Source organism: Kineococcus lubricus, from assembly GCF_050871965.1.
GTDB lineage: Bacteria > Actinomycetota > Actinomycetes > Actinomycetales > Kineococcaceae > Kineococcus.
In genome coordinates this window covers 21,037-27,377 of sequence record NZ_JBJLSK010000045.1, presented here as the reverse complement: position 1 = coordinate 27,377, position 6,341 = coordinate 21,037, and the positions used below count along the sequence as shown (strand labels likewise).

The window sequence follows — 6,341 nt, the reverse complement described above, 5'->3', positions numbered from 1 at the left end:
GACGGAGGGCCCCGCACCGACCGGTGGGGGGCCCTCCGTCGTGCTGCGGGTCAGGTCACTGCTGCAGGACGGCCTGGACGTCGATCTGGACCTTCAGCGTGGTCCCGAAGACCGCCACGCCGATGCCGACGGCCTGGTTCCAGTTCATCTTGAAGTCGTCGCGGTGCAGCTCGGCCGTGGCCGTGAACGCCGCGCGGGTCCCGCCCCACGGGTCCGGCCCGCTGCCGGAGTAGGCCAGGTGCAGCTGCACGGGCCGGGTGGTGGCCAGCAGGGTCAGGTCCCCGGACATGACCCAGCCGTCGCCGGCGCGCTGCACGCCGCCGGCGGTGAAGCGCAGCGTGGGGTGGTGGGCGGTGTCCAGGAAGTCCGCCGAGCGCAGGTGCTCGTCGCGCTGGGCGTTGCCGGTGTCGATCGAGGTGGCGTCGATCTCGACCTCGACGCTGGACCGGGTGACGTCCTCGGGCACGGTGATGACCCCGGAGAACTCGGTGAACCGGCCGTGCACGGCGGACAGCCCCAGGTGGTGGGCCGTCGCGGAGATCGTGGAGTGCATCACGTCGATGGCCCAGATCCCCGGCGGCGGCACGTCGGTGCCGCCCTGGCGCTTCAGCCGGACCTCCCCGATGCTCCAGGTCCCCGCGGCGGGCACGACGACGCTGCTGGCCCGGGGGTCGTGGGCGGCGGCGGCGACGAGCATGGTCGCCGCTCCCGCGGGCACCCCGAGCAGGGTGAAGCCGCCGTCGCCGCCGGTGACCGCCCGGGCCACCTGGGACCCGTCCGCCCCCAGCAGCGTCACCGCGGCCCCGGTGACGGGCCAGCCCTCGCGGGTCAGCACCCGGCCCTCGCCGGTGACGCCGGTGGCCCCGGCGTCACCGGCGGGGGGCCGGGGCTGGACGGAGGGTTCGGGGTTCACCGCTGCTCCGAGCGCGACTCGAACCGGGTGAGGTCCAGCGTGGCGCCGGAGGCCCCGCGGCCGAGGGTGATCTGGGCGGCGGACACGGTGTCCTCCTCGATGTCGACGGACGTCGCCACGGGGGTGAACCCGGCGGCGGTCAGCGTGTAGTGGCCGCCGGCGAGGTCCTCGAAGGCGTAGCTGCCGTCGGGGCCGGTGACGACCGAGCCGACGACCTCGCCGTCGGCGTCGACGAGGGTCACCGACGCCTCGCGCAGGACGCGGCCGTCGCTGGCGGCGACGACGGTGCCGGTCAGGCGCCCGCCGCCGCTCAGGAGAAGGTCGCAGGCCAGGGCGCCGGAGTCGGGGACCTCGACGCTGCGGGCGAGCGGGCGGTGCGACTCGCTCTGCGCGGTCAGCACGTAGCTGCCGCCCATGAGCTGGTCGAAGGCGTACCCGCCGCCGCCGTCGGTCCGGGTGGAGCCGACGACCTCGCCGGTGACGTCGGTCAGGGTGACGAGCGCGCCCTGGACGCCGCGGGTCGGGGCGTCGTGCGGCGCGTCGGCGTCGGTGGGCACGTGGCTCAGGACGCGGCCGGTGATGGCCGAGCGACCGGACAGGACGACGTCGCGGGTCAGGGAGGTGGTCCCGATGCCGACGAGCGTGGCCGAGGGGGCGACGTGGGCGGCGGCCACGATCAGCAGGTAGGTCCCGCCGGTCGGCAGGGCCAGCTCGTAGGTGCCGTCCTCGCCGGTGGCGGTGCGGGCGACCTGCTGGCCGGACTGGTCGGCGAGGGTGACGACGGCTCCCGGCAGGGCGCGGCGGTCGTGGTGGCGGACCGTGCCGGACAACCTGAGTCCGGCGTCGGTGCGGGTCGACTGGGCTGGCACGCTCGGGATCTCCTTCGACTCGACGCTGTCGGGGTGGATCGTGTTCCCGTTGATCTTCCCACCCCCGGCGGCACCGGGCCCACCCCCCGCGACACCGGGCTCACCGGCGGTGACGGCGGTGGTCTGCGGCTCGGACTCCCCGCGCAGGGCGCGTTCCTTGAAGAAGAGCGTGATGACGAAGGCGACGAGGGCGAACGGCGCCGCGAGCAGGAAGACGTCGGCGATGGAGGAGCCGTAGGCGGCCTGGACGATCGAGCGCACGGGCTCGGGGATGACGTCCAGGTTCGGCACGCCGGTGCTGGAGCCCAGCGAGCCGAGCGCCTGGGCGGGGTCGATGCGCGCGTCGGCCAGCCCGGTCTCGAGGTGGGTGGTGACGCGGTGGCCGAGGACGGCGCCGAGGGCCGAGACGCCGATGGCGCCGCCGAGGCTGCGGGCGAAGGCCACGAAGGAGCTGGCCGAGCCGAGGTCCTGCGGTTCGGCGACGTTCTGCACGGCCAGGACGAGGTTCTGCATCATCATGCCGACGCCGAGCCCGATGAGGGCCATGTACGGGGCGACGATCCAGTAGTTCGTGTCGTACTCGATGGTGCCCATGAGCCCGAGGCCGGCGGTGAGCAGCACGCCGCCGGTGACGAGCCAGCCCTTCCAGCGGCCGGTGCGGGTGATGAACTGGCCCGCGACGGTGGAGGACAGGAACAGCCCGACGATCATCGGGATCGTCATGACCCCGGCCATGGTCGGCGACTCGTGCCGGGCGAGCTGGAAGTACTGGCTGAGGAAGATCGTGGCGCCGAACATGGCGACACCGACGAAGAGGCTGGCCGCGGCGGACAGCGCGATGGTCGGGTTGCGGAAGAACTTCAGCGGGACGATGGGCTCGGCGGCGCGGTGCTCGGCGAGCACGGCCAGGGCCAGGAACACGACACCGCCGGCGACGAGGGCGACGGTCCACCAGGACGCCCAGTCGAACTGGTGCCCGGCCAGCGAGACCCAGATGAGCAGGGCGGAGATGCCGGCGGCGATCAGGGTCGCGCCGAGGTAGTCGATGGACACCGCGCGGCGCGGCTGGGGCGGCAGCTTCAGCTTGGCCTGCAGCACGATGAAGGCGGCGACGGCGAAGGGGATGCCGACGTAGAAGGTCCAGTGCCAGGACAGGTGCTCGGTCAGGACGCCGCCGATGAGGGGGCCGCCGACGGTGGCGACCGCGAAGGTCGCCCCGAGGTAGCCGGAGTAGCGGCCGCGCTCGCGCGGGCTGACCATCGAGGCGAGGATCACCTGGGCCAGGGCGAGCAGGCCGCCGCCGCCCAGGCCCTGGAAGACCCGCAGCGTGATGAGCATGCCCATGCTGCTGGACAGGCCGGCGATCGCGGAGGCGACGACGAAGATGCCGAGGGCGATCTGGACGAGCAGCTTCTTGGAGAAGAGGTCGGACAGCTTGCCCCAGATGGGCGTGGAGATCGTGGTGGCGAGCAGGGCCGCGGTGACGACCCAGGTGTAGCCGGACTCGGTGCCGTGCAGGTCGTTGACGATCCGGGGCAGGGCGTTGGAGACGACCGTGGAGGACAGGATCGCCACGAACATGCCCAGCAGCAGGCCGGAGAGGGCCTCCATGACCTGCGCGTGGGTCATCTTAGGGGCGGGGCCGGTCGCGGGCCGGGCGTCGGCGGTGGTGCCGGGGGTGCTCATGCTCGCGCCTCCGCGGTGCCGCTGGACAGCGTGTGGTGGTACAAGGGGTTCTCCTGCAACGGTTCTGTCGGGGGTGCGCTGATGTCGGAGGTGCCGGCCAGCCGGCCCAGGAGCCGGGTGAGGTCGTCGACCTCGTCGTCGGGCCACGCGTCGAGGTGCTGGACGAGGCGGCCGACGAGGGTGCGCCGGAAGCGGCGCAGCTCCTCGATGCCGTCGTCGGTGACGGTCAGGCGCTGGGAGCGTCCGTCGTCGGGGTCGGGGGTGGCGACGAGCAGGCCCTTGGCCCGCAGGTGCGCGACCTGCCGGCTGACGGTGGACAGGTCGAGCGAGAGGTGCTCGGCGAGTTCGCTGATCCGCAGCGGCCCGCGCTGCTGGACGACCGCGAGCGCGGCCAGACCGGGGGTGTTCAGCGTGCCGACCAGCGTCCGGCGGGCTCGGAGCAGGTCCGGGAAGACGTCGACGAGTGCGGCGCACGCGTGGGGTGTGGCCATGGCGACCTTCGATTGCTCGGTTGGTGTGTGCAAGCAACCATAGGCTCGATTGGTTGCTCCATGCAACCCGTGGCGCCCGCTCGTCGCCCGAGGGGGTGTCGCCACCCCCTCGGGGTCAGATGACGTCGTTGAGGCGGTGCAGCAGGGAGGCGAGGGTCGTCATGTCGTCCTCGGGCCAGCCCTCGAGGCGGTCGTGCAGCCGCTGCCGGCGGGCGGCGCGCGCCGCGTGCACCTTCTCCAGGCCGCCGGGGGACAGGGTCAGCCGGACGGCGCGGCCGTCGGTGGGGTCGGCCTCCCGGCTGACCAGCCCGAGCCGTTCGAGGAGCTGGACCTGCCGGGACAGCGTGGGCTTGCCGATGCCGAAGAAGGTGGCCAGGTCCGAGGGGCGCGTCTCGCCGACGTCGTCGAGCCGCACGAGGAGGCTGTACGCCTCCGGTTCGAGGTCCGGGTGGACGCTGCGGGCGGTCTCCCGGTTGATCGCGCGGGATCGCCGCAGGAGCACGGCGAGCTCGCGTTCGAGCGCTTCGGCGGGGCCACTGACCATCCCAGGAACCTACCCGGAGCCCGGCCGACAGGTGGCGGGTACCCGCGGGTCGGCGCGCCGGGGTTGAAGCCCCGGGGGACGTGCCCCTACTGTCACGAGCAGATGCATCGAACCGATACATCGGTGTGAGAGGTGACGAGACGTGGTGCGCAAGCGCGGTGACGTGGTGCTGCTGGCGGTCCTGGCGCTGCTCGCGGACGGGCCGATGCACGGGTACGAGGTGCGCAAGCGCCTCGACCAGCGCCTCGGGGCGTTCCGGGCCCTGAGCTACGGCACGCTCTACCCCGCCCTGCGGGCCCTGCAGGCGGGGGGCTGCATCAGCGAGTCCACCCAGGAACGGCTCCCGGGCACGATCAGCCCCAAGCGCGCCCGGGTGGTCTACGAGATCACCCCGCACGGCCGGGACCGGCTCGCCGACCTGCTCGAGGAGGCCGGGCCCGACGCCTGGGAGGACGACGCCTTCGGCGTCCGCTTCGCGCTGTTCTCCCGGGTCGCACCGCGCACCCGGCTGCGCATCCTCGAGGGCCGCCGCGCCCGGCTGCTCGAACGCCTCGAGGTCATGAACCGCTCCATCGACCGCACCCAGGCCCAGCTCGACTCCTACGCGCTCGAAGCGCAGCGGCACGGCGTGGAGACCGTCCGCAGCGAGGTCGACTGGCTCGAACGCCTCATCACCGCCGAGCACGCTCCCCGATCCCCTGAGGAGAAGAGACCCTGATGGCAGGAAAGATCCGCGTCGCGATCGTCGGAGTCGGCAACTGCGCCGCCTCCCTCGTGCAGGGCGTCCACTTCTACCGCGACGCCGACCCCGAGCAGACCGTCCCCGGTCTCATGCACGTGCGGTTCGGCGACTACCACGTCGGCGACGTCGAGTTCGTGGCCGCCTTCGACGTCGACGACAAGAAGGTCGGCACCGACCTCGCCGACGCCATCGGCGCGTCCGAGAACAACACGATCAAGATCTGCGACGTGCCGCGCACGGGCGTGACCGTCCAGCGCGGCCACACCCTCGACGGCCTCGGCAGGTACTACCGCGAGACCATCACCGAGTCCGCGGCCGAGCCCGTCGACGTCGTCGCCGCGCTGCGCGAGGCCCGCGTCGACGTCCTGGTCTGCTACCTGCCCGTCGGGTCCGAGGACGCCGCCGAGTTCTACGCCCAGTGCGCGATCGACGCGGGGGTCGCCTTCGTCAACGCGCTGCCCGTCTTCATCGCCAGCGACCCCGAGTGGGCGCAGAGGTTCACCGACGCGGGAGTCCCGATCGTCGGTGACGACATCAAGTCCCAGGTCGGGGCGACCATCACCCACCGGGTGCTGGCCAAGCTCCTGGAGGACCGCGGCATCCAGCTGGAGCGCACCTACCAGCTCAACGTCGGCGGCAACATGGACTTCAAGAACATGCTGGAGCGCGACCGGCTGGAGTCCAAGAAGATCTCCAAGACCCAGGCCGTGACGAGCAACGTGCAGGCCGACTTCGGCACCCGCAACGTCCACATCGGCCCCAGCGACTACGTCCAGTGGCTCGACGACCGCAAGTGGGCCTACGTGCGCCTGGAGGGCAAGGCGTTCGGCGGGGTGCCGCTGAACCTGGAGTACAAGCTCGAGGTGTGGGACTCCCCGAACTCCGCCGGCGTCATCATCGACGCCGTCCGCGCCGCGAAGATCGCCCTGGACCGGGGGATCGGCGGGCCGCTGCTGTCCCCGTCGGCGTACTTCATGAAGTCGCCGCCGCAGCAGCGCGACGACGAGACCGGCCGCGCCGGCGTCGAGGCGTTCATCGCCGGGACCGTCGACCGCTGACCCGGGACGACGCGGGAGGCCCCCACCGGTGCGTCCGG

6 protein-coding genes are annotated in these 6,341 nt (G+C 72.6%); 2 read left to right on the top strand and 4 right to left on the bottom strand.

Annotation, left to right across the window (positions count from 1 at the left end; translation table 11 throughout):
- Positions 1-55: 55 nt before the first annotated feature.
- From ACRYRX_RS21140 to ACRYRX_RS21125, 4 genes are all read right to left on the bottom strand, one after another.
- Entirely contained in the window at positions 56-835 is a 780-nt protein-coding gene (locus tag ACRYRX_RS21140) for a YceI family protein (RefSeq protein WP_432515121.1), read from the bottom strand.
- Between the two features lie 74 nt (positions 836-909).
- The gene (locus tag ACRYRX_RS21135) at positions 910-3,468 is read right to left on the bottom strand and encodes an MFS transporter (RefSeq protein ID WP_432515120.1); all 2,559 of its coding nucleotides are present in this window, start codon (positions 3,466-3,468) and stop codon (positions 910-912) included.
- Entirely contained in the window at positions 3,465-3,959 is a 495-nt protein-coding gene (locus tag ACRYRX_RS21130) for a MarR family winged helix-turn-helix transcriptional regulator (protein WP_432515119.1), read from the bottom strand. The genes ACRYRX_RS21135 and ACRYRX_RS21130 overlap by 4 nt, the downstream gene beginning before the upstream one ends.
- Positions 3,960-4,074: 115 nt before the next feature.
- Entirely contained in the window at positions 4,075-4,503 is a 429-nt protein-coding gene (locus ACRYRX_RS21125; RefSeq protein WP_432515117.1) for a MarR family winged helix-turn-helix transcriptional regulator, read from the bottom strand.
- Positions 4,504-4,645: 142 nt separating this feature from the next.
- On the opposite strand from ACRYRX_RS21125, the gene ACRYRX_RS21120 reads away from it, so the two are divergent.
- Positions 4,646-5,221, top strand: coding sequence for a PadR family transcriptional regulator (locus ACRYRX_RS21120; protein ID WP_432515116.1), 576 nt, complete (start codon positions 4,646-4,648; stop codon positions 5,219-5,221).
- Positions 5,221-6,303 (top strand): inositol-3-phosphate synthase, encoded by a 1,083-nt coding sequence (locus ACRYRX_RS21115; RefSeq protein ID WP_432515114.1) that lies wholly within the window; start codon positions 5,221-5,223, stop codon positions 6,301-6,303. Before ACRYRX_RS21120 ends, ACRYRX_RS21115 begins: the two co-directional genes overlap by 1 nt.
- Positions 6,304-6,341 lie beyond the last annotated feature (38 nt).

Coding starts and splice junctions, on each gene's coding strand:
- ACRYRX_RS21135 (WP_432515120.1), bottom strand. CDS start 3,468: ATGAGCACCCCCGGCACCACCGCCGACGCCCGGCCCGCGACCGGCCCC.
- ACRYRX_RS21130 (WP_432515119.1), bottom strand. CDS start 3,959: ATGGCCACACCCCACGCGTGCGCCGCACTCGTCGACGTCTTCCCGGAC.
- ACRYRX_RS21125 (WP_432515117.1), bottom strand. CDS start 4,503: ATGGTCAGTGGCCCCGCCGAAGCGCTCGAACGCGAGCTCGCCGTGCTC.
- ACRYRX_RS21115 (WP_432515114.1), top strand. CDS start 5,221: ATGGCAGGAAAGATCCGCGTCGCGATCGTCGGAGTCGGCAACTGCGCC.